General features: G+C 54.1%; 25 protein-coding genes and 2 pseudogenes. 22 read left to right on the plus strand and 5 right to left on the minus strand.

From position 1 onward, the window contains the following. The first annotated feature begins 83 nt into the window (after positions 1-83). The 8 genes from JL719_RS12895 (at position 84) to JL719_RS12930 (ending at position 5,902) form a co-directional block, all read left to right on the plus strand. A complete protein-coding gene (locus tag JL719_RS12895; protein WP_033159445.1) occupies positions 84-407 on the plus strand; it encodes a hypothetical protein in 324 nt (107 codons plus the stop codon). A gap of 15 nt (positions 408-422) precedes the next feature. Next, positions 423-1,295 carry an HvfB family MNIO-type RiPP peptide maturase gene (locus tag JL719_RS12900; RefSeq protein WP_033159444.1) on the plus strand — a complete coding sequence of 291 codons (873 nt, stop codon included), beginning with the start codon at positions 423-425 and terminating at the stop codon, positions 1,293-1,295. Beyond that, positions 1,292-2,053 (plus strand): HvfC family RiPP maturation protein, encoded by a 762-nt coding sequence (locus JL719_RS12905; RefSeq protein WP_033159443.1) that lies wholly within the window; start codon positions 1,292-1,294, stop codon positions 2,051-2,053. The genes JL719_RS12900 and JL719_RS12905 overlap by 4 nt, the downstream gene beginning before the upstream one ends. 17 nt (positions 2,054-2,070) lie before the next feature. Next, a complete protein-coding gene (locus JL719_RS12910) occupies positions 2,071-2,625 on the plus strand; it encodes an HvfX family Cu-binding RiPP maturation protein (RefSeq protein ID WP_033159442.1) in 555 nt (184 codons plus the stop codon). Between the two features lie 2 nt (positions 2,626-2,627). Beyond that, entirely contained in the window at positions 2,628-3,275 is a 648-nt protein-coding gene (locus tag JL719_RS12915) for a DUF3047 domain-containing protein (RefSeq protein ID WP_033159441.1), read from the plus strand. Positions 3,276-3,277: 2 nt separating this feature from the next. Continuing rightward, on the plus strand, positions 3,278-4,240 hold the full coding sequence (arsS, locus tag JL719_RS12920) for an arsenosugar biosynthesis radical SAM (seleno)protein ArsS (protein ID WP_033159440.1): 963 nt from the start codon (positions 3,278-3,280) through the stop codon (positions 4,238-4,240). 230 nt (positions 4,241-4,470) lie between these two features. Continuing rightward, entirely contained in the window at positions 4,471-4,770 is a 300-nt protein-coding gene (nrtS, locus tag JL719_RS12925) for a nitrate/nitrite transporter NrtS (RefSeq protein WP_051670528.1), read from the plus strand. A 67-nt stretch (positions 4,771-4,837) separates the two neighbouring features. Next, on the plus strand, positions 4,838-5,902 hold the full coding sequence (locus tag JL719_RS12930; RefSeq protein ID WP_033159439.1) for a cobalamin-independent methionine synthase II family protein: 1,065 nt from the start codon (positions 4,838-4,840) through the stop codon (positions 5,900-5,902). Positions 5,903-6,068: 166 nt separating this feature from the next. On the opposite strand, the gene JL719_RS12935 is transcribed toward JL719_RS12930, so the two are convergent. Further along, entirely contained in the window at positions 6,069-6,563 is a 495-nt protein-coding gene (locus JL719_RS12935; protein WP_051670526.1) for a MerR family transcriptional regulator, read from the minus strand. A 279-nt stretch (positions 6,564-6,842) separates the two neighbouring features. Between JL719_RS12935 and JL719_RS12940 the strand changes: the two genes are divergently transcribed. The 5 genes and pseudogenes from JL719_RS12940 (at position 6,843) to JL719_RS12960 (ending at position 12,236) form a co-directional block, all read left to right on the plus strand. Beyond that, positions 6,843-8,996 (plus strand): dihydrolipoyl dehydrogenase family protein, encoded by a 2,154-nt coding sequence (locus JL719_RS12940; RefSeq protein WP_033159438.1) that lies wholly within the window; start codon positions 6,843-6,845, stop codon positions 8,994-8,996. Between the two features lie 169 nt (positions 8,997-9,165). Beyond that, positions 9,166-10,233: pseudogene (locus tag JL719_RS12945) on the plus strand (IS630 family transposase). A 15-nt stretch (positions 10,234-10,248) separates the two neighbouring features. Then, positions 10,249-10,815, plus strand: a pseudogene (locus JL719_RS12950) (TIGR04283 family arsenosugar biosynthesis glycosyltransferase); the annotation flags it as partial. Continuing rightward, positions 10,815-11,606 (plus strand): sterol desaturase family protein, encoded by a 792-nt coding sequence (locus tag JL719_RS12955; RefSeq protein ID WP_033159437.1) that lies wholly within the window; start codon positions 10,815-10,817, stop codon positions 11,604-11,606. The pseudogene JL719_RS12950 and the gene JL719_RS12955, both read left to right, overlap by 1 nt. 3 nt (positions 11,607-11,609) lie before the next feature. Continuing rightward, complete coding sequence (locus JL719_RS12960; RefSeq protein WP_033159436.1) at positions 11,610-12,236, plus strand: TIGR04282 family arsenosugar biosynthesis glycosyltransferase; 627 nt, start codon at positions 11,610-11,612, stop codon at positions 12,234-12,236. A gap of 36 nt (positions 12,237-12,272) precedes the next feature. Here the strand turns inward: JL719_RS12960 and JL719_RS12965 are convergent, their stop codons facing one another. From JL719_RS12965 to JL719_RS12975, 3 genes are all read right to left on the minus strand, one after another. Further along, a complete protein-coding gene (locus tag JL719_RS12965; RefSeq protein WP_033159435.1) occupies positions 12,273-12,494 on the minus strand; it encodes a tautomerase family protein in 222 nt (73 codons plus the stop codon). Between the two features lie 82 nt (positions 12,495-12,576). Beyond that, the gene (locus JL719_RS12970; protein WP_033159434.1) at positions 12,577-13,179 is read right to left on the minus strand and encodes a cysteine hydrolase family protein; all 603 of its coding nucleotides are present in this window, start codon (positions 13,177-13,179) and stop codon (positions 12,577-12,579) included. 28 nt (positions 13,180-13,207) lie between these two features. Next, a complete protein-coding gene (locus JL719_RS12975) occupies positions 13,208-13,789 on the minus strand; it encodes a carboxymuconolactone decarboxylase family protein (protein WP_033159433.1) in 582 nt (193 codons plus the stop codon). Between the two features lie 139 nt (positions 13,790-13,928). Between JL719_RS12975 and JL719_RS12980 the strand changes: the two genes are divergently transcribed. After that, a complete protein-coding gene (locus JL719_RS12980) occupies positions 13,929-14,804 on the plus strand; it encodes a helix-turn-helix transcriptional regulator (protein WP_033159432.1) in 876 nt (291 codons plus the stop codon). Between the two features lie 10 nt (positions 14,805-14,814). Here JL719_RS12980 and JL719_RS12985 read toward each other — a convergent pair whose 3' ends face one another. Beyond that, positions 14,815-15,714 carry a LysR family transcriptional regulator gene (locus JL719_RS12985; protein ID WP_033159431.1) on the minus strand — a complete coding sequence of 300 codons (900 nt, stop codon included), beginning with the start codon at positions 15,712-15,714 and terminating at the stop codon, positions 14,815-14,817. A gap of 136 nt (positions 15,715-15,850) precedes the next feature. On the opposite strand from JL719_RS12985, the gene JL719_RS12990 reads away from it, so the two are divergent. The 8 genes from JL719_RS12990 to JL719_RS13025 all read left to right on the plus strand — a co-directional run bounded on the left by JL719_RS12990 (position 15,851) and on the right by JL719_RS13025 (position 22,381). Then, positions 15,851-16,396 carry a carboxymuconolactone decarboxylase family protein gene (locus JL719_RS12990; RefSeq protein ID WP_033159430.1) on the plus strand — a complete coding sequence of 182 codons (546 nt, stop codon included), beginning with the start codon at positions 15,851-15,853 and terminating at the stop codon, positions 16,394-16,396. Between the two features lie 148 nt (positions 16,397-16,544). Next, positions 16,545-17,834, plus strand: coding sequence for a pyridoxamine 5'-phosphate oxidase family protein (locus tag JL719_RS12995; protein ID WP_033159429.1), 1,290 nt, complete (start codon positions 16,545-16,547; stop codon positions 17,832-17,834). Between the two features lie 15 nt (positions 17,835-17,849). Continuing rightward, on the plus strand, positions 17,850-18,455 hold the full coding sequence (locus JL719_RS13000; RefSeq protein ID WP_033159428.1) for a glutathione S-transferase family protein: 606 nt from the start codon (positions 17,850-17,852) through the stop codon (positions 18,453-18,455). A gap of 31 nt (positions 18,456-18,486) precedes the next feature. Next, positions 18,487-18,960, plus strand: coding sequence for a nuclear transport factor 2 family protein (locus JL719_RS13005; protein WP_033159427.1), 474 nt, complete (start codon positions 18,487-18,489; stop codon positions 18,958-18,960). A 196-nt stretch (positions 18,961-19,156) separates the two neighbouring features. Next, complete coding sequence (traL, locus tag JL719_RS13010) at positions 19,157-19,438, plus strand: type IV conjugative transfer system protein TraL (RefSeq protein WP_033159426.1); 282 nt, start codon at positions 19,157-19,159, stop codon at positions 19,436-19,438. Then, positions 19,435-20,046 (plus strand): TraE/TraK family type IV conjugative transfer system protein, encoded by a 612-nt coding sequence (locus tag JL719_RS13015; RefSeq protein WP_033159425.1) that lies wholly within the window; start codon positions 19,435-19,437, stop codon positions 20,044-20,046. Before traL ends, JL719_RS13015 begins: the two co-directional genes overlap by 4 nt. Then, a complete protein-coding gene (locus JL719_RS13020) occupies positions 20,043-21,002 on the plus strand; it encodes a type-F conjugative transfer system secretin TraK (protein WP_051670523.1) in 960 nt (319 codons plus the stop codon). Before JL719_RS13015 ends, JL719_RS13020 begins: the two co-directional genes overlap by 4 nt. After that, on the plus strand, positions 21,002-22,381 hold the full coding sequence (locus tag JL719_RS13025) for a TraB/VirB10 family protein (RefSeq protein WP_129871402.1): 1,380 nt from the start codon (positions 21,002-21,004) through the stop codon (positions 22,379-22,381). The genes JL719_RS13020 and JL719_RS13025 overlap by 1 nt, the downstream gene beginning before the upstream one ends. Positions 22,382-22,404: the final 23 nt, after the last annotated feature.

The raw sequence follows: 22,404 nt of genomic DNA on the forward strand, positions 1-22,404 counted from the left end.
GAATTCAAACTGACTCCGACTGATGGAGCAGGAAGGCATTGTTGCTTGTCCTGATCATTTATCTATCTATCGGAGAGAACACCATGAACAAAAAAACCTTGTCTTTAACACTAGGCAGCGCGTTGGCTTCAACCTTGATGGGCGCGGCGCCCGCCATTCAAGCGGGCGAAAATCCGTTTACGATGTCCAGCATCAATTCTGCGCAACAATTGGCGGCTGACGGCAAATCGGCTGAGGCCGGTTGCAGCGCCAAGATGAAAGAAGGTAAATGCGGCGAAGGCAAATGTGGTGCCAACAAAATGAAGGACATGAAAGGCGCCGAGGGCGGCTGTAGTGCAAAAATGCCTGAAGGAGGCTGTAGTGGCAAAATGCCGGAAGCAGGTTGCAGCGGTAAAACAGCGAAATAAGCCGGAGTCGCGCCGATGTCTATCACCCATCCTTTCCGTTTGAACGGCGCCGGTTTGGGCTTGCGCCGCAGCATGCTGTCGGCCTTGCAGGTTGAAGTGCCCCACTGCATCGATTTTTTCGAGGTATCACCGGAAAATTGGGTGGGCGTCGGCGGTCGTCTCGGCAAGCAATTTCGCCGCCTGACCGAGCGCCACCTGTTTGTGGCGCACGGTTTGGCCTTGTCGTTGGGCGGCCCCGCGCCGCTCGATACCGGGTTTTTAGGCGAACTGAAACAATTTCTCGATCATCACGATTTTGCCCTATACACCGAGCATTTCAGCTTTTGCAGCGATGAGGGACATTTCTATGACTTATACCCGATCCCGTTTACCGAACAGGCGGTCAAGCATGTCGCCAGCCGGATTCGCCAGACTCAGGATATTCTGGAACGGCCCATCGCCCTGGAAAACGCCTCTTACTATGTCCAGCCGCCACAGGCGGAGATGGACGAACTGACTTTTATCAATGCGGTATTGGCCGAAGCCGACTGTTACCTGCATCTGGATGTGAACAATATTTATGTCAACAGCGTTAACCACGGCTACGATCCGGTGGCGTTTTTACGCGGCTTGCCCGGCGAGCGCATCGTTTATGGGCATGTGGCCGGTCACGACCTGGAGCCATCCGGCTTGATCATCGACACCCACGGCCAGAATACCATAGCACCAGTTTGGGACTTGCTGGCCGAGGCTTATCGACGTTTTGGCGTGTTTCCGACCTTGGTGGAACGGGATAGCAATATTCCGCCCTTGGCCGAGTTATTGGTCGAAGTGGAACGGATCCGTGACTTGCAAAATGTTCATCGGCTCTACCGCAACCCCCATGACATCAGCGAGGTGGCGGCATGAACCCGACACCGGCCTTTCAACAACAGCAGCGGCAGTTTCTGAATTACTTGCGGCAACCGCAAACATCGCAGCTACCTGCAGGCTTCGCCCCTGAACGGCTGGCCGTGTATGTCGATCTACTCTATAACAAATTCGACGAGAGCCTGTCGGCCTGTTTTCCGGTCACCCGCAGTATATTATCTAAAGAAAAATGGCGGGCGTTGCTGCTGAATTTCATCGCAAAACATCGCTGCTTGACGCCGTATTACCGGCAGATTCCCGACGAATTTTTGCAGCATCTGCAACAGGAACGTGAGCATCTCGATGATTGGCCGTTTTTGGCCGAACTGGCGCAGTTCGAATGGATCGAATTACAGCTGTCAATTGCCGAGGCGGAGCCGGTCACGCGAAAGCAGTTGTCCGATGCCGAATTACTGGCCAATGTGCCTGTGTTTGCACCGGTCATGCAATTGTTGTGCTACCAATGGCCGGTGCAGGACATTGGACCAAACTTTTTGCCTAGTGAACCACAGACCACGGCGATTCATATCCTGGGTTTTCGCGATAGCGATGATCAAGTGCAGTTTGTAACCCTGAATATGGCCACGGCCAAGATGATCCTGTTGTTAAATAACGGCTTGACTGGGCAACAGGCCTTGCAAGCAATGAGTGGCGGCGAGCTCCCTGACGCGCAATTTTTAGAACTCACCCAATTCGGTCAGCAGATTCTGGCCGATCTACATAGCCAGGGCGCGATTATCGATATTCGCCCGGTTTGAACTTTGGAGCCTCACTGATGAACGACCTCGCTAAATCCGCCCAAGATCCTTGTACAGCTTGTCTGATTCCTTCCTGCATCGAGCGGCTATGCACTATGCCTAGCCTGCTTTCTCACTGTTTCGACAGAAACTTACAGGGCTTGGCGCCAATTTTTCTACGTCTGTTGTTGGCTTACGAGTTCGGCGAAGCCGGCCTGGAAAAACTCCATGGCGATAACTGGTTTGCCGATGTGAGCTTCCCATTTCCGTTCAGCTTATTGCCAACGGATTTTAGCTGGACCTTGGCCACCGGCTTGGAAATCATCGCCCCGATGGCGTTGATCTTGGGATTTATGACCCGCTTTTTTAGCGCGGCGCTAATGGTGTTGACCGTGGTGGCCATCGCGGCCGTACATTGGCCGGCCGAATGGCACACATTGGCCGAATTATGGAAAGGCTATGCCATCACCGATCAAGGTTATGGCAATTACAAATTGCCGTTGGTTTATTTGTTCATGCTCGGTTCGCTGCTGTTCAATGGCAGCGGCGGCTTGGCTATTGATACTTGGTTAAAACAACGCACAGCGGGTTAAACATGAAAAAATTCTGCTGGATATTTTTAACGATGCTATCGATGAATCACGGGGCGGTTGCCGATAACAAACTGCCTATCGGCGAGTTCAGCCAGAATCGCCTGGAAGGTTGGGAGCATAAAAGCTTCAAAGGCGAAACCGAATACAGTCTGCAAGCTATCGATGGCGTGACGGTATTGACGGCCGATAGTCGTGCCGCCGGTTCCGGCATGTTCAAAGAGCAGCATATCGATCTGGAACAAACCCCGTTCCTGAACTGGTCGTGGCGCATCGGCAAGCGTTTGAACGGATTGAATGAACAAAGCAAACCCGGCGACGATTACGCGGCGCGGGTATATGTGGTGGTCAAAGGCGGGCTGGCGTTTTGGCAAACCAAGGCCATCAATTATGTCTGGGCCGGCAATACGAAAAAGGATACCGTCTGGCCCAATGCCTTTGCCGGTGATCATGCGATGATGTTGGCTTTACGTGGACCGGAAGCCTCACTGAATGTTTGGCAAACCGAAAAACGCAATGTCCGGGCCGATTTCAAGAAACTATTCGGTGAAGACATCACCGCTATCGATGCCGTCGCCATCATGACCGATACCGACAACAATGGCGGTCAAGCCGCTGCCACTTATGGCGACATCTGGTTTTCCAAGGATTAAGCATGCACGACACCAAACCTCTGCTGATTAATAGTGACTTTCCGGCCCTATTCCGCAAGCCGCTGGAAGTGTTGCAAGTCAATCTCGGCTATTTGTGCAATCTGAGTTGCGTGCATTGCCATGTCAACGCCGGCCCCAAACGCACTGAGATGATGAGTCGGGAAACCATTGATCAGGTGCTGGATTTGGCTGAGGCCGCTAACATTGACACGCTGGATTTGACCGGCGGCGCGCCGGAAATGCATCCGCAGTTTTTGTATCTGGTTCGTACTGCACGCCGATTGGGTATTAAAGTCATAGACAGATGCAATCTGACCATTTTGGAAGATCCACGCTATCGATTTTTGGCCGATTTTCTAGCGGAACATGAGGTAGAGATCGTTGCTTCCTTACCGTGTTATTTGCAAGAAAATGTTGATAAGCAGCGCGGCAAAGGTGTGTTCAAAGACAGTCTGGCGGCCTTGCAACGCCTGAATCGGCTGGGTTATGGTCAGCCGGACAGCGGATTGGCCTTGAATTTGGTTTTCAACCCGCAAGACGCCGTGTTGCCGCCCAACCAACAGCAACTGGAACAAGCTTACAAACAGCACTTGCAGCACCATTACGGCATCGTCTTCAACCGCCTGTTTGCCATCGCCAATATGCCGATTCGGCGTTTTGGTAGCACCTTGATCAGTCATGGCCGCTTCGATTCTTACCTGGCGTTATTAAAAGGCAGTTTTCGCGCCGAAAATCTTGAAAACCTGATGTGCCTGAATACTCTCAGCATCGATTGGCGAGGCTATGTTTACGACTGCGATTTTAATCAGATGCTGGATTTGCCGTTAGGTGCCGCAGCTAAACCCAAACAACATATTAACGAATTGCACCTGGAACAACTGCAAGACGCACCGATAGCCACCGCAGCCCATTGTTACGGTTGCACCGCCGGCCAAGGTAGCAGCTGCGGCGGGGCTTTGCTCTGACTTTGGCCTTACCCGGACTTAAGCAAGCAATACAAAAGTGCTTGCTTGGAGGTCCTGCCTATTACATAAAACATGCAAGAATTTACATAATGTAACCTTGATGGTATATTTTGAACAAAGAGCATGGCTTATCATTTTTATCGTCAGCGCTTAAGTGCAGGGTTTTATGCGCATTGATTTTTGCCATACAGCGCGCTCCAAATCTACATTTTTGTTAGAGGTGATCCTGGATGGTTAAGTGGCTTGGTTGCAACGAAGCAGTCGGAAATTTCTTTGCAACATTACTGGATCTGCATTGCACGGCCGGTCGACTCGGCATATACCGCCGCTCCGGCAAGGTCGCTTTGGTAGTGGGAACCCTGTTGAATTTGATTAATCAGCCGCAAGCTGTGTTCGGCCTGCTGTCTTTGGATTACACGGCCATGCAACAACTCGATGTCTTCAAAGCGCTATTAACCTATGGAGTGCCATTTCTGGTGGCTTCCTACGGTGCTTTAACCACCATTGCTGAGCAGCGGACAGGGCCGTAATCCCAGCCATTCACTTGACCTAAAAACCTCTGCAACCCACTCCCTTAACGCCATACAGGAACGCCACATGTCCATACCCACCGAATCTATTGGCAGTATTCCCCGTCCGCCGCAATTGCTGGAAGCACTGCGGGAATTTCGCGCGGGCCGACTATCGCAACAACGACTCGATGCCTGCTACGACGAAGCGGTACGCGACACTTTACAACGTTTTGCAGACACCGGATCACCGGTGATCTCCGATGGCGAACAGACCAAGTCCAGCTTCGCCACCTACCCGTTGCTAGGTTTACACAATATCGCCGAAGACGGCATCGTGATTCCATTTGCCGATGGCCATACCAGGCAATTACCCCGATTAACCACGGGACCATTTCGCTACGGCGTCTATGCCGGCGCATTTGTGCAGGCCGCCAAACGCTATACCACGCGCCCGCTCAAACAGGCGGTGATTTCGGCTTCCGCCTTGAGCCTGCTTTATCCGCCAGAAGGCATAACCGGTTACTCACGAGAAGCGTTCATCGATGACTTGGTCAAGGAAACGGTAGCGGATATTCGCGGCTGTTTGGACCAAGGCGCACACCATGTGCAAATCGATTTCACCGAAGGGCGATTGTCGGTCAAACTCGATCCATCCAAGCAATTGCTGCGGCAGTTTATCGACCTGAACAACCGGGTATTGGCACACTTTACCCCGGAACAACGCCAACGCATCGGCGTGCATACCTGTCCCGGCGGCGACCATGATTCCACCCACAGCGCCGATGTCGATTACGCCGAGCTGCTACCGAATTTGTTCCAGCTCAACGCCGGTAATTTCTACATGCAGATGGCTAACGAAAAAGAGCCAGAGCGCGTGTTGGCTATCATCAAGGACAATATTCGTCCCGACCAACGAGTGTTTGTCGGCGTTATCGACGTGCTGAATCCCAACGTGGAAGAACCGGAATTGGTGCGAGATCGTGTATTGCGCGCAGCCGAATACATCCCGCTAAATCAGCTCGGCACCACCGACGACTGCGGCTTTTCGCCTTTCGAAGACGACACATCAACCGGGCGGGACACGGCATTCGCCAAAATCAAAGCCCGCGTCATCGGCACGGAAATGGCTGCTAAGGTGTTGAATTACTGAATGCGGGTTCGAACGGGCCACAACTCGCAATGTCTAACGGGTAATGCAACGAATGTTAAACAAATGCATACGCCGTAATAAGGCTATGACAATTGAGCTCCTTCGGATTACGCCCTACAGCAATAAATTACATTAACGTAATATTTGAAATGGCTCGACAACTCGGTCATGGACAACTCGGATCCCAAACCAGGCGACCAATATTGGTCAAATCAACGTTTTTGTTGACCGGACACTCCGGGCAATCCTGGCGATTGGGGCGATTTTGACAATTTACGCATTGGCGGATCAGCATATCCGCACGCTCCAGATCACTGTCCAGTTCCTGCAAATCTTCCAGCAATCCCCGAATTCTTTTACGCAAATCATGCAGGAGCGGCTGCATCGCGGCCGATGCTTCTTTGCCGGAAGCACATTTCTGCCGGGTTTGAGCGAGCTTTTGAACCGAGTCCAGTTCGATGCCGACACGACCAAGCTGCAACGCGATAGCCATACGTTTCAAATCTTTCCGAGCATAAAGACGTGTGCCGCCCTCGGTGCGGTCGGGGGCGATCAGTCCTAGTTCCTCGTACAGGCGAATCGTTCTTGGTGTAGTGCCGAGCTCTTCGGCCAATTCACCGATTTTGAGAACATTGCGCTGGTGTTTGGGCGGAAGGCGCATAATGAGTTACAAAATATAAGGTAGACGTCACATAGTGTAGGTATTGCATTAACCGAATACAAATTCCCCTTACAACACCGTCTGCCCGATACGGTGCCTACTAACTCGTGAAGATATTTATTCAGCCTGTTAAATTCAATTTGTTGAGATTTTTGTCAGGAATGACCGGCAAACACGACTAACAGGCAAGCCCAATAGTATTTAAGGAACACTGATGTTTAGCCTGACAACTTGCAAACACCCTCCGAAGCCTAGCCCACTCAGAATTGGTAGATCGGCATGAAAACATCCAGACTTTTGTTAATGCTGGGCATTGCCGCATTGATGGCGACGTTTTTAACCCTGGATTTGCAGCACTATTTGACGCTGGAAAATTTAAAAACCCGGCAGACCGGCATTGCTTATTACCGACAGGTTCACCCATTGCTGACGGCGGCACTGTATGCCATGTTGTATATTGCGGTTATTGCGTTGTCATTACCGGGAGCGACGATACTGACGCTCGCCGGCGGCGCAGTGTTCGGTTTGCTCTGGGGTACGCTGATCGTCTCGTTCGCCTCCAGCATCGGCGCGACCCTGGCATTTTTGGCGGCACGATTTCTACTGCGCGATTGGGTCAGAGCACGGTTCGGCCAGCGTTTACAGACCATCAATGCCGGTTTGCAGCGCGATGGCGCCTACTATCTGTTTACCTTGCGTTTGGTGCCGCTGTTCCCGTTTTTTCTGATCAATCTGGCCATGGGATTGACGCCGATGAAAACCTGGACTTTCTACTGGATCAGCCAAATCGGCATGCTGGCCGGCACCGTGGTTTACGTCAATGCCGGCACCCAATTGGCGAAAATCGACTCGCTGTCAGGGATACTGTCGCCAGGGCTATTGGCGTCGTTCGCCTTGCTTGGGCTATTCCCACTGCTGACCAAAAAGCTGTTGGCGGTTTGGCAAGCGCGCAAAATCTATGCGGGTTGGCAAACGCCCAAACGCTTCGACAACAACCTGATCGTAATCGGCGCCGGCGCCGGCGGTCTGGTGAGTGCCTATATCGCCGCCGCCTTGAAAGCCAAAGTCACGTTGATCGAAAAGCACAAGATGGGTGGCGATTGCCTGAACACCGGCTGCGTGCCGTCCAAGGCCTTGATTCGCTCGGCCAAGCTTCTCTCCCATATTCAACGCGCGCCGGAATTCGGCATTGCCACAGCCTCCGCCGATTTCGATTTTGCCGAGGTGATGGAACGGGTTCAACAGGTGATCAAAACGGTTGAACCACACGATTCGGTGGAGCGTTACACGGAACTGGGCGTCAAGGTGATCCAGGGCAACGCCAGAATCGTTTCGCCCTGGGAAGTCGAAGTCAGTACGCCTGAAGGCGGAAAAAAAACGCTGACCACGCGCTCGATCGTGATTGCCGCCGGCGCTCGGCCGTTCGTGCCGCCGATTCCCGGTATCGAGCAAATCGACTATCTGACCTCAGACAGCGTCTGGCAGCTGCGCGAGCAGCCCAAACGCTTGCTGGTACTGGGCGGCGGGCCGATAGGCTGCGAATTGACGCAAACCTTCGCCCGCCTGGGCAGCCAAGTCACGCAGGTGGAGATGGCGCCACGTATCATGGCGCGGGAAGATAGTGAGGTATCCGGGCTGGTAGAAGCGCGGTTTCGCCGGGAAGGCGTGGACGTACGAGTCAACCATACCGCCAAGGCATTCATCATCGAAAATGGCGAAAATATTTTGCTGGCCGAGCACGACGGACAAACGGTCAAAATTGCCTTCGACCAATTACTGGTGGCCATCGGCCGCGCCGCCAACATTAAAGGCTACGGTGTCGAAGAATTGGGCATTGCCTTGTCGCCGCGCAATACACTGGAGACCAACCCATTTCAGCAAACCAATTATCCGAATATTTTCGCGGTGGGCGATGTAGCCGGCCCCTATCAGTTCACCCATACCGCCGCGCATCAGGCCTGGTATGCGGCGGTCAACGCCTTGTTTGGGCAATTCAAGAAGTTTCGCACTGATTATTCGGTGATTCCCTGGTCGACCTTCACCGACCCGGAAGTGGCCCGCGTCGGTTTGAACGAGCAGGATGCGCAAGCACAGAATATCGCTTACGAAGTGTCTAGCTATGGCATTGACGATCTGGATCGGGCGATTGCCGACGGCGAAGCCCATGGTTTCGTCAAAGTGCTGACCGTGCCGGGCAAGGACAAGATTCTTGGCGTGACCATCGTCGGCGAACATGCCGGCGACTTAATCGCCGAATTCGTGCTGGCGATGAAACACGGTATCGGCTTGAATAAAATCCTCGGCACCATTCACATCTATCCCACCCTGGCGGAAGCCAATAAATATGCAGCGGGTGTCTGGAAGCACAATCACGCGCCCCAGCGCGTACTGGAATGGCTGGGCCGTTATCACGCCTGGCGGCGCAACGCTTGAGAGACAAGTTTCAAACATGACTTACCCAATTAGCATCATCATCCCGGTACTCAACGAAGCCGGACATCTCGCCGGCGAACTACAGGCTTTGCAGGGACTTCGTGACCGTTGCCAACTTGTGCTAGTGCTTAGTTGCGTTATTAAGCGCTAATAATGTAATCTTGTAGGGATGTCACGAGTAGCCCCAAAAATTGAGTGTTCCGCGGACGTGCGGGCAGAGTTAGAGCGACGCGCAGCGAGCCGTACGGAAGAAGCTCGAGTAGTCGAGCGAGCCCGGATGATTCTGGGCTGCCTGGATGGCGCGCAAGTCCAAGCGGTTGCAGCGCAATGCCGAATGCGGGCCAATACAGTCATCAAGTGACGAAACCGTTTCATGACTCAAGGGCTTTTGGGGCTGTCAGACGAACCTCGGCCGGGCGCACCGAAGACGTATGATGAGCATTTTCGACAGCGTGTCTTGGCAATCCTTGAGCTACCACCGCCAAAGGGACAAGCCGTCTGGGATGGTCCCGCTGTAGCTCAGGCCCTGGATAGTTCGGTTTACGCGGTTTGGCGCGTGCTCCGCAAGGAAGGGATTTGTCTGCAACGACAACGCTCCTGGTGCGTCAGTACCGACAAAGAATTTGCGGTAAAGGCGGCGGACATTGTTGGCTTGTATTTGAGTCCGCCCGAGAATGCCTTAGTCATCAGTGTCGACGAAAAACCCAGTATCCAAGCGCTGGAACGAATGACCGGGTACGTTGAAACCGACAGTGGCAAGATCGCGCGCGGATTCCAGAGCACCTATAAGCGTCATGGGACACTGAATTTGTTTGCAGCTCTGCAGGTCGCAACCGGTAACATCATCGCCCAGATAACCGAAACGAAGCGGCGTGAAGATTTTCTCGGGTTCATGGACACGATTGTTGCCGAGACGCCGGCTGGCCAAGAGTTGCATGTGATTCTGGACAATTACTGTACCCACAAAAAATGCGACGCCTGGCTGGCTCAGCATCCCAATGTCCATTTCCACTTTACGCCCACCTCAGCCAGTTGGCTGAATCAGGTGGAAATCTGGTTTGGCATCCTGTCGCGCAAAGCTTTACGCGGCGCCAGTTTCCAAAACATCGCAGCCCTGCGGCAAGCGATTGAAGACTTTATTGCCGCTTACAATCCAACGGCTACACCTTTTCGATGGCGGAAACGCGAGGTCCGCGGTGCGCAATTACGAAATACTATCGCTAACTTACGGAATTAAGCACTAGTTGACGGCGGCAGTCATGATGACAGCCCGGAGATTGCGAAATCTCTGGTCGATAAGATCATACTCGCTGCTCGCGGTCGGGCCATCCAAATGAATGTGGGTGCTTTACAAGCTGAGGCGGAGATTCTGCTGTTTTTACATGCCGATACCCGATTGCCGGATAATGCGATTGATTTGATAAGCCAGGCCGTGGCCGAAGGTTTCCACTGGGGACGTTTCGATGCGGCATTCGACAACCCCAAGCCCATCTTCAAACTGATAGCCTTCATGATGAATCAGCGCTCGCGACTGACCGGCATTGCCACCGGCGACCAAGCGTTGTTCATGACTCGGCAAGTATTTGCAACGGTGGGCGGCTTTCCGGCGATGGCGTTGATGGAAGATATTGCCATCAGCAGCAAGCTTAAAAAACTTGGTAAACCCTGTTGTTTAAACGCCAACGTGCAAACTTCGGCACGGCGCTGGCAACAGCACGGTATATTGAAAACCATCCTGCTGATGTGGCGACTGCGCTTAATGTACTTTTTCGGTGCCGATCCCGATGATCTGGCCATGCGTTATTACGGGAGACGATGATGGAAGTCATACTGCGCTTTGGCCTGTTTATCGGCATTTTGTTGTTGATGGCGATTTGGGAAGCGCTAAGTCCTACCCGGCATTTGAGCCTCCCGCGCAGCCAGCGCTGGGCTATCAATCTCGGTTTGGCGGCATTGAATGTCGGTGTGATGCGCATCAGCATCGGCGCGGCGGCCTGGTTGGCCGCGAACTGGGCAGTGGAACAACAGCTTGGCCTGTTCAACAACCTGCCCGTAGCCGATTGGCTGAACATTTCGCTCAGCCTGCTGTTACTGGATTTGGCGATTTACGCGCAGCATGTCGCGGCCCATCGTTGGCAATGGTTCTGGCGTCTGCATCAGGTGCATCACAGCGACCTTGATTTCGATACCACCACCGCGGTGCGCTTTCATCCCTTAGAGATCATGCTGTCCATGGCTTACAAAGTTTTGCTGGTGATTATACTCGGCGCCGCCCCGCTGGCCGTCATCGCGTTCGAAATCATCCTGAATGGCTGCGCGCTGTTCAATCACGGCAATGTCAGCCTGCCGCCGCTGGCCGAGCGGATACTGCGTTATCTATTGGTCACGCCGGACATGCACCGGATTCATCATTCCGCCCGGCAACAGGAAACAGACAGCAATTACGGCTTTTCCTTGTCGTGTTGGGACCGTCTGTTCAAGACCTACCGCCATCGATCACAGCAACCGCAAACCGCGATGGCTATTGGCTTGAACGGGTTTCGCGACCGACAAGAGTTGGCTTTCTTGCAGTTATTAGCCATGCCGTTTCGACCGTTGCGCAAGCGTTGAACCATGACCTATCCATTCACCGAATGCGTACTGCTGATTTTTTGCAAAGCGCCGGTTCCCGGTCAGGTCAAAACCCGGTTGCAACCGGCATTGACTGCGGAACAAGCCGCGCAAGCCCATCGGCAGCTAACCACTATGACGCTAGATCGGGCCTTTCGACAGCCGTTGTGTCCGGTCGAACTGCATTGCGCACCGGATACCAGCCATGACTATTTTCAGGATTGCGCGCACCGCTATCCGCTTACCCTAAAGTCACAGCAGGGCGACGATTTGGGCGAACGCATGCAGCACGCCTTCGATGATGCCTTGGGCCGATACCAACACGCCGTGCTGATGGGTTGCGACTGCCCCAGTCTTAGCGTCGATGATTTACATCAAGCATTGGTAAAGTTACACGCAGAGCATGACGCAGTCATCGCACCGGCCGACGATGGCGGTTACGTCATGATCGGCTTAAACGAGTTAAAACCGAGACTGTTTAGCGACATGACCTGGGGGCATGACCAGGTTATGTCGGTCACCCGCCGCCGAGCCAACGCCTTGGACTTGAAGGTTTACGAACTGGATAGTCAATGGGACGTGGATACCTATCAGGACTGGCAGCGCTATTTAGAGTTGGCAAACGGCTGAGGCGGCGAAGACTCCGCCGCACTCAAAACCCTGAATTTACGGGTTACCAACCCTCATTGACCGTAGATCGTCGGTAGTGACCGGTTGCCCGCCGACACCCCATTCGCCTGAAGCGACATCTTCGATCAATACCCAAGTGACCGGACGCAGACCTTCGCCTTCCACCGACACGATAGCATCAGTGACTTTGCTGATGATGTCCTGTTTTTGTTGTAGCGACAAATAGCCGCTGATGCCTTTGATTTGTACAAGTGGCATGGTGTTACTCCTGATTTAATGTTTAGGTATAAAAAAACTAAGATGCGCCAACGCGAAAGAAGTGACGCATCCTGGCATGCGCTTATGCTGCCGCTCGATCCAGGAATACGTTATGGGTCATCGGCTCGCTGAACATTGGCCAGTTGTGTTCGATGGAAGCGTCGTACTGCTCTAAGCCGATAGTGGCACTGGCATCGGTAATCCCGAACACGCGATACCCTTTGTCGTAAGCGGCGCGCATCGTGGATTCGATACAAATATTGGTTAGTTGTCCAGCCAGGGCAATGGCGGTAATGCCGTGCGATCGTAAAACGAAATCCAGATGCGTGCCGGCGAAGGCATCGATGCCTGATTTACCCTCAACGACAATATCGTCGGCTTGAATATCGACACCGTCGGCAATCGCGCTGCCCCAAGTATCCTTGATCAAGGCACCGGCATTTTTTACCGCTTGCAGAATACCGTATGGCGCATCGCCCATTTCCCGATAATCGGTCGAAAAGCTGATAGGCACATGCACGATCAGCATACCGCTAGCCCGTGCCGCCCGGATTAACTCGTTTTGGTTGGCTTTGACATCGTAGGTTTCCAATACCGGCTTCAATAACGGGTATAGTTTGCCGCCTTCAGTTAGAAAGTCGTTTTGCAGTTCCAATAAAACCACTGCGGTTTGTTTTACTTTCATGGTGTTTACCTATTTATAAGTCAAACAATCAAGCGCACTGCCGACTGCTGCATTGCGCGGGCTCTTCCCAGGCTTCGGCCTGAAAAGCGGTATCCAGCGGAGCATGGATAATATGGTTGGTGTAATTGCTCAAGGTTTTGAACGCCACGCCCAGCAACACTTCCAATACCTGCGCCCGGCTGTAGCCTGCCGTGATAAATTTGTCCAGGGTTTGCCCGCAAACTACGCCGCGGTTTTTCACCACTGCGCGGCTAAAACTGGCCAGAGCGTCCAATTTGGCATCCGATAGCGGTTTGCCGTTGCGCAGGGCTTCGACGATCGCCGGATCGGCCTTGGCCATGTGTTTGGCGATCATCGAGTGCGCGGCAACACAGTAGGTGCAATGGTTTTCGACGCTGATAGCCAGCAAAATGACTTGCTGTTCGGTCGGGCTAAACGATGTCTGATCAAACAAGGCCGTCAATTCGATGTAAGACTTCAAAGCCGCCGGCGCTTCGGCCAAACCGCCGTGCAGGTTGGGCACGAAGCCGTATTTTTTTAATGATCCTTCCAGCAGTGGTTGTGCAATGGCAGGCGCTGTCTGGATAGAATGTATTTTGAATTGGGACATGCTGTCTCTCCTTTAATTTAAAAACATGAGGTGTAATGCCGATGCGAATTCGTTTCGACGGGGATAGGTTAAGAAAAACCATTGCTTCATCCCATGCGCACACTTCCGGCGTACTTGTCCGATATTCCGGGAGTAAACGATGGATGCCTTGACCCCGTTGATTAATGGATTGAATCTGCACGCCAAATTGGTCTATTCCGGTGGGGTGTGCGGGCGTTGGTTGATGGACCATAACTCGGACACCTCGGTATGGTTTCACTTGGTCAGCAAGGGACGCGGCTTTGTCCACTCGCCGCGCTGGCCTGAGCCATTGCCACTGGATACCGGCGATTTGATTCTGTTTTTGCCGCATGCCGCGCGGCATTTTCTGTCGTATAGCGCCGAGGATTTACCGGATAACGATTGCGACACCCGAATGACCCCGTGGGCTGCAGGTGACGTGGGTTTCGTGTGCGGCGAAATCCAACTGGCTGCCCCAAAATCCCTGTTGTGGCAAGCGCTGCCTGCCGAAATCGTGATCCGGCAAAGCCAAGCTGGAATGATTCTGACGCGGTTACTCGAATTGGTGATTGGCGAAACCTCGGCGCCGCGTTTCGGCAGTGATTCAGTCGTGGAGCGCTTATGCGATAGTTTATTCGTCTTGGCGATTCGTCATTGCATCGAGCAAGATTTGGTGCGCGAGGGCGTGTTTGCCGCCATGCAGGACAAACGCCTGGCCAATGCGTTGACCCTGATCCATGAGTCTCCATGGCATGCCTGGACGCTCAGCGAACTATGCGCCAAGGCCGGCGTTTCCAAGTCGGTGTTATCGGAGAAATTTGCTGCCTTGATCGGCCATTCGCCCATCGGTTATCTGACACTATGGCGCTTGCAAATCGCTGCTCACTGGTTAATGGAGCCGAATATGACCGTGGAGCGCGTGGCGGAAAAATGCGGTTACGAGTCGGTGCCGGCATTCAGCAAAGCCTTTAAACGTCACTTTGGCGTATCGCCCGGAACGTTCCGGAAAAGCTAACAACCGTTCGTCAATTCAAGGCCAATTCTGCCCGCAGCCTTTTAGCCATTAAATCGACGAACGAACGGATTTTGGCAGAGGAATGACGGCCTTCGCGGTGCAGGATATGCACGGGAACCGGCGGGCTTTCGTAGTCGCCCAGCACGATTTTCAGTTGGTCGGTGCGCAGCGGTTCGGCGATTTGATAGTTCAGCAAACGGGTAATGCCCAGTCCAGCCATGGCGGCGCTGGCTGCCGAATCGTTGTCACTGACACTCAATACCGGTTGCAATTTGATCGTCTGCGCCTGCCCATCGTACTGAAAGCGTATTTCATTGTTCGGATTCAAGCCGCGCGCCAAGATGATTCGATGCTTGGCTAAATCTTCCGGCGTTTGCGGGATGCCATGTTCGGCCAGATACTCCGGCGAGGCACACGCTACCCGCCTAACCGAACCCACCCGCAATGCCCGGTACGACGAATCGGGCAAATCGCCGATGCGTATCGCCACATCCACACCTTCCTCCAGCATGTTGACTACCCGGTCGACGAACAAGGCGTTGACTTCCACCGTCGGATAGCGGCGTAAATACTCGACAATGCCCGGCATGATGAACAAACGCCCAAACAATACCGAGGCAGTCAGTGTGAGTTGGCCACGCGGTTCGGCGTTGATGCCCAGCGCCGCATCGTCGGCTTCGTCGGCCAAGGCGATGACGCGCTTGCTGTCTTCGTAATATTTCTGGCCGGCCTCGGTCATCCGCACATAGCGGGTGGTACGGTTCAGCAACTTAACCCCCAATCGCTCCTCCAAAGCCGCTACTGCCCGCGTCACGGCGGGTGGCGACATTTGTAGCTTGCGCGCGCCGCCGGCAAAGCCTTCGGCTTCGACTACTGCCACATACACGTTCATCAAATGCAATCTGTCCATCATTAATTCCACTTGTCGGAATAGTTAATTAAATATTTTAGATATTCTTTATTATTTCGCAATAGATCACACTGTACCCGCCTGTTGAATTTCATTCAGGCAAACGAAAACCCCTTTCATTTTTTGGAGAAATATCATGAGCCGTATTACCACCATCAGCAACGAAACAGCCAACATCGAACAACGTGCCCTGTTTGAAGCCATCCAGGATCAACTGGGTATGGTGCCTAATTTCTTACGGGTATTCGCCCACTCGCCGGATGCGCTGAAAGCTTTCCTCGGTTTGCATCACATCGCCAACCATGGCTCGCTGGACGCTACTACCCGTGAGCGCATCGCGCTGGCCTTGGCGCAGCAGAATCAATGTGAGTACTGCCTGTCCGCCCATACCGCCATCGGCCGCAAAGCCGGCTTGAACGGGGCGGAAATCGAGGCCAACCGCGCTGGTACCAGCCAGGATGCCAAGGCGGCGGTGGCGGTCAAATTCGCCCGCGCCCTGGTCGAACACAAAGGCGAAGTGACCAATACCGAACTGCAAGCGATGCGTGACGCCGGTTTCAATGAGGCTGACATCGTCGAGGTGATTACGCATGTCGGCATGAATATCTTGACCAATATCTTGGGCAAAGCTAGCCGAGTCGAGATTGACTTCCCGAAAGTGACCCTGAAACAGGCCGCGTAATCCTGATGCCGAACCAAGTTCAGGGACGAACTTGAGTCCGGATTCTTGCACTGAATGGAATAAGGTATTGCAAATTATGACTATTCAACTCGACTAATGAATATGTCAGAGTAACCCTAAACGTTTCACCTCATCCGGAGTAAAGGCTATGGCCCGTGCTTTTGCCAAAATCAGTTTCACACCCGATGTACAAGCGGTACAAGCCGAAATGGGCAGCCGCACGGCATATCGAGCAGCCGAACTCGGCGAAGCCGAAACGGTGGCGCTGAGCGACTTCGAACAGGCATTCATCACCGAACGCGACAGCTTTTATCAAGCCACCGTGAGTCAGAGCGGTTGGCCATACGTTCAGCACCGCGGCGGGCCGGCTGGGTTCTTGAAAGTGTTGGACGAACAAACCATCGGATATGCCGATTTCAGCGGCAACCGCCAATACCTTTCGGTCGGCAATTTACGCGGCGACGACCGGATGAGCCTGTTGCTGATGGACTACCCCGGACGGCAACGTCTGAAAATCTGGGGCCGAGCGCGAGTGGTCCACGAACTTAACGAGCCGGAATTATTGTCCAAGCTGGAATTACCCGACTTTCGCGCTCCAGTGGAACGCGGCATCGTGATTCGAGTCGAGGCCTTCGATTGGAATTGCCCGAAATACATTACCCCGCGTTACAGCCAACGCGAAGTCGAAGCACTGTTGGAGCAAACCCGGCGGCTGCAACAAACCTATACGGCAGCACCGCAAACACCCGTCGTGTTGGGAAATGGCACATTGCCCTTGACCATCAGCGGGATTCGTCAATTAACGCCAAGCATTCGCGCCTACGAATTGCGCCATGCCGATGGCGGGCCATTCCCCACTTACCAAGCCGGCGCCCATTTGCGCGTGCCGATCGCGCTGCCCGACGGTACGATCACCAGTCGGGCCTATTCGCTGACCGATGCACAGGACCAAAGGGATTGCTTCCGCATCGCGGTGCTGCGGGTAGGAGACGGAGACGGGGGATCGCGCGCCTTACATGATGGCTGGCAACTCGGAACTAGAATCAACACTGATCTTCCGGAAAACTATTTTCCACTCCATGACGACGAACGCCCGGCGCTGTTGATTGCCGGCGGCATCGGCATCACCCCCATCAAAGCCATGGCCGAAACCTTGGCCGCACGGGGTACGCCATTTCAACTGCATTACACCGGTCGAGCGCCGCAGGAAATGGCATTCATCAAAGACTTGCAACGATGGTTTTCCGAGCGATGCCGGTTTTATTTCAGCCAAGCGCAAACCCCGACCCGGTTGGACGTTCCAAACATACTCAGTCATGCAACGGCCGATACCGTCATCTACGTCTGCGGCCCAACCCGCCTGATCGAAAGCGTGCGCCAATCAGCCCGCCAACTCGGCATCGCCGACGAACGGGTGCAATTTGAGAGTTTCATTTAACCGAAGGAGTCCAGCATGATCACCCTTTACGATATGGCGCTATCCGGCAACTGCCACAAAGTTCGCCTATTGCTCAGTTTACTGGGCTTGCCCTATCAAACCCAGCCAGTAGATTTGCGCGGCGGAGAGCAGCACGGCGCCGCGCATTTGCAACGCAACCCGTTCGGCCAGGTGCCGGTGCTGGACGACGACGGTCTGATCGTGCGCGACAGCCAAGCCATTTTGGTCTATTTGGCCAAGCGCTACGGCGGTGAAACTTGGTGGCCGGACGATGCCTATCAACTTGCGCAGTTCGCCGCTTGGCTATCGACCGCCGCCAATGAAATCTTCCACGGCCCTGCCAAGCTACGGGTACACCACAAATTCGGGAGTCCTATCGATACGGCAACAGCCCGGCAAACCGCCGACAAGATTCTGGACATTATCGACCGCCATCTGCAAAACCAAGACTGGCTGGTCGGCGACTCGGTTTCCATCACCGACATTGCCGTCTATCCCTACTTGGCGCTGGCACCAGAAGGCGGTTTAGACATCGGCGCCTACCCCAACATCATCGCCTGGTTCCAACGCCTTCGCGCATTGCCTGGTTATGTGGCGATGCCCGGTATGTGGCAAGCGTAACTCAATCACCTTTTCATCACGGAGAAATACTATGACCCAAGAAATCAAAGCCCCCGTCCCGCCGTTTACCGGTGAAACCGCCGCGCAGAAAGTGCGCATGGCCGAAGACGCCTGGAACTCGCGCGACCCGGACCGCGTCGTGCTGGTCTATACCGAAGACACGCTCTGGCGTAACCGCGCGGAATTTCCGCAAGGCCGCGAACAAGTCCGCGAATTTTTGCAGCGAAAATGGGCCAGGGAACTGGATTATCGCTTGATCAAGGAATTGTGGGCGTTTACCGACCACCGCATCGCCGTGCGTTTTGCCTACGAATGGCGCGATGATTCCGGCCAGTGGTTCCGCAGTTACGGCAACGAGAACTGGGAATTCAATCCGCAAGGTTTCATGCAACGGCGCTTTGCCAGCATCAACGATTTGCCGATCAAGGAAGAGCAGCGTTTGTTTCACTGGCCGCTGGGCCGGCGTCCCGATGACCATGCCAGTTTGAGCGATTTGGGCTTGTAAATGGCCGATTGACGGTGCGGTTAAAGCAAGTTTAGCCTCCTGGAGTTTTGCATCCGCGATCAAACTGAGGGACGATTAAGTGTAGATCGCTCAACCGGCCGTCAATTTTTAAAGCTGAGCGTAAATTCGTCGTCAGCTGCAAAAGCCCTTCTCAAATTCCCCTTCACAATAATGACCATCCCAACCGGAGGTCATTATGGAACCCGTTGCCATCCCCCAATCGATCGACGATCCGATCCATATTTTATTGTGGAGCGCCGACGAGATCGTACCCTTCATGGTCAGCATGCTCACCGGCATGTTGATCGACCAGTTCATTCCCGGCCTGGCGCTGGGGTTGATTGCGGTCAAGTTTTACCGGCGTTTCCGCGATAACCGACCTGACGGTTACACCTTACATGCGTTGTATTGGCTGGGTTTGTTGCCCAGTCGCGCGCAGACCATCCCCAATCCTTATATCCGCCAGTTTCTGCCATGAAATGGGCGGAGTTTCTGCAAACCTGGGACGGGCACGAGACCGAGAACCGGTTTAGCCGCGTCGTCATCATTGGATTGCTCGTCGTTTGTGTGACTACCTCGCTGGCCGCCTGGCGCACCGAACGTAGCATCATCCTGGTGCCGCCGACCTTGACCCAGGAAGTCGAAGTCACCCGCAGCCAGGCATCCAGTGAGTTCAAAGAGTCCTGGGGTTTATTCCTGGCCGAACTCCTCGGCAACACCACGCCGGCCAATGCCGATTTTCTGAAAACTGCGGTTGAGCCACTATTGGCGCCGGATATTTACCGCAGTGTCCTGGATGCCATGAGCGATCAAATCAAGGCCATCAAGATGGATCGGGTGGCAATCAGCTTCACGCCTCGTCATGTCGATTACGAAGCCGAAACCAATAAAGTCTTCGTCAGCGGCGAACTGAAAAGCCAAGGTCCCAGTTCCAAACCGGACGTGAAGCCTCGTACTTACGAATTCATCATCGTCATTAAAAACTATCGGCCCCGATTGGAATACATCGATGTGTATCCGGATACCCCCAGAACGCTGGCTCGTTTGAAATCTACGCAAGGCCAACCGCATGAGGCTCAACCATGAAACGATTATTGCACCCCTGGTTATTTCTTTGCTTCGCCAATGGTGCCTTGGCCGCCGGTGAGTTACCGGTGACGATATTACCACCGGTCACCACCGTGGCCGAAGAGTCACCCGCATCGCCATCACAGCCCGACTTTGGCATTGAGTTACCGCCGGTTGATGCCAGCGTCTTGAAAGCCGCCAAACAGCAAGCGGCAGCGTCAAACGCAGCATCAACCACATCAATCGGTCCCCAGCATATTGCGGTTAAACCCGGCATCAACGAACTGATGCCGATTGCGGTCGGCCACTTGAATCGGCTGGTCACGCCGTTCGAACATCCAGTGGTCACGACAACCAGTCAGGCGACAACCAGCACTAAAGACAAAATCGTTTACGTCGCTACCGCCGACGAAACGCCGGTGACCTTATACATCACCCCCGGCGACAACCAGGACATCGCGCTGTCGCTCACCCTGATTCCCAAACGCATTCCGGCACGGGAAATTCACCTTGATCTGGACAAGGACAGCTATCAGTTGCTGAATCAATGGCAGCGCGCCGATAGCGCGAGTCGGACTTCCAGCCAACAGGAACAAGCTTACATCAGCCAACTGAAAACGCTGTTTCGGGATTTGGGGTTGCAAAAGACCCCAGCGGGTTATTCGTTACGCGAACCCAAGCCGCAGGAACAGATTCGCTGCCTGCAAGACCGTGTGCAGATCAAAACCGGTCAAGTACTGGAAGGTCAGGATCGGCTGATTCTGGTGGGACTCGCCAAGAATACCGGCGGCGACATGCTCGAATTCGACGAACGCAGTTGTGCAACGACACAACAAGACGTACTCGCCGTATCGGTCTGGCCCAACGTAGTGTTGAAGCCGCAGGAAGCCACCGAGTTGTATGTCGTGGTCCGCCAATCGCCTGAGGCATCGTCCACATTGCGGCCTTCGTTACTGAGCGGAGGACAGCCCTAATGGCCAGCGTCGATAACTGGTGGCTCCGATTGAGTCCGGTTGCCAAACGCAATCTGGCCGTCGGCGGCATTGGTACCGCGCTGTTAGCCCTTATCATCGCGCTGGCCACCATCACCCCGGAAGTCAGCAAACCGCTCAGCAAACAGGCTACCATCCAACACATCCTGACCGACAGCGATCCGCGCTCGCTGGGCATCGACGGCATTTCAGCGCAGTTGCGCGACCTGCTACAAAAGAATGAGGAACAAGCCCGCCGGCTGGCCGCCATCGAAGAACAGCAACGGCGCGAGCAGCTATCCGACGAAATCCGCTTCAAACAATGGACCAGCGCCGAGCGCGAGGCCTATGAAGCCAAGCTGCAAGCGGTCACCGGTGAAGTCGAGTCGTTGAAGAACAAAGCCTCCACACCGATTGTGGCCGGCACCCCAGGCAATGCCAGTCAACCGGCCATAGAGACTATGACGCTGGGAAGACCTTACAACCGCCGCCAAAGCAACACGCCATTCGACAACGGCCAGGACGATCTCAATCGCGTTTTCGAGCAAGCCGCTATTCCTGGACCGACACCCAGCAATACTGGCGTCTCGGGAGGACGAGCCAATAGCCAAGCGCCGGCGGCGATGCAGATTCGTGTCATCCGGGAAGGCGCCGAGCAGTCCAATGGTAAAGACAAAGACCCAGCTCCAAACTCTGAGCGAGGCCGTTCGAACCGCGATCATGCCAGCAGCGATGTTTTCATCCCGGCCGGCAGTATTTTAACCGGGGTATTGTTGAACGGTCTCGATGCCCCTACTGGCAAAAAAGCCAAGAAAGAACCCATGCCGGTACTGTTCCGGATCAAGAAGGAAGCCATTCTGCCCAACCGTTTCCACGCCGATGTGCGCGAGTGCTTTCTGCTGGCCGCGGGCTTCGGCGACCTGAGTGCCGAGCGCGCCTACTTTCGCGGCGAGACCTTTTCCTGCGTACGTCAGGATGGTGGCGTGATCGAAGTACCGATGAATGCGTATGCCACCGGCGAAGACGGCAAAAACGGTGTGCGCGGTCGCGTGGTTTCTAAGCAAGGTGCCCTACTCGCTCAATCCATGATGGCAGGCTTTTTACGCGGCTTTTCCGATGCCTTCGGTCGTAACCAAATTCCCGTATTGATGACTGGTGGCCTGGGGGCTCTATCCGGCACCACACCGTTCCAAAGCGCCTTTTCCTCGCAGTCGATGGAAGGCGGTGCCTTGAAAGGCGCGGGCTATGCAATGGAGCGTCTGTCGCACTTTTACATGGACATGGCCGAGGAGATTTACCCGGTCATCGAAGTCGACGCTACCCGCCAGGTCAACTTCATCGTGCAGAAAGGCACGGCCCTGAAGCTGAAGATGCCGAGCTGATTCTTTAACCCAAACCCAAAGGT

This window comes from Methylomonas sp. LW13 (genome assembly GCF_016865255.1).
Classification (GTDB): Bacteria; Pseudomonadota; Gammaproteobacteria; order Methylococcales; family Methylomonadaceae; genus Methylomonas.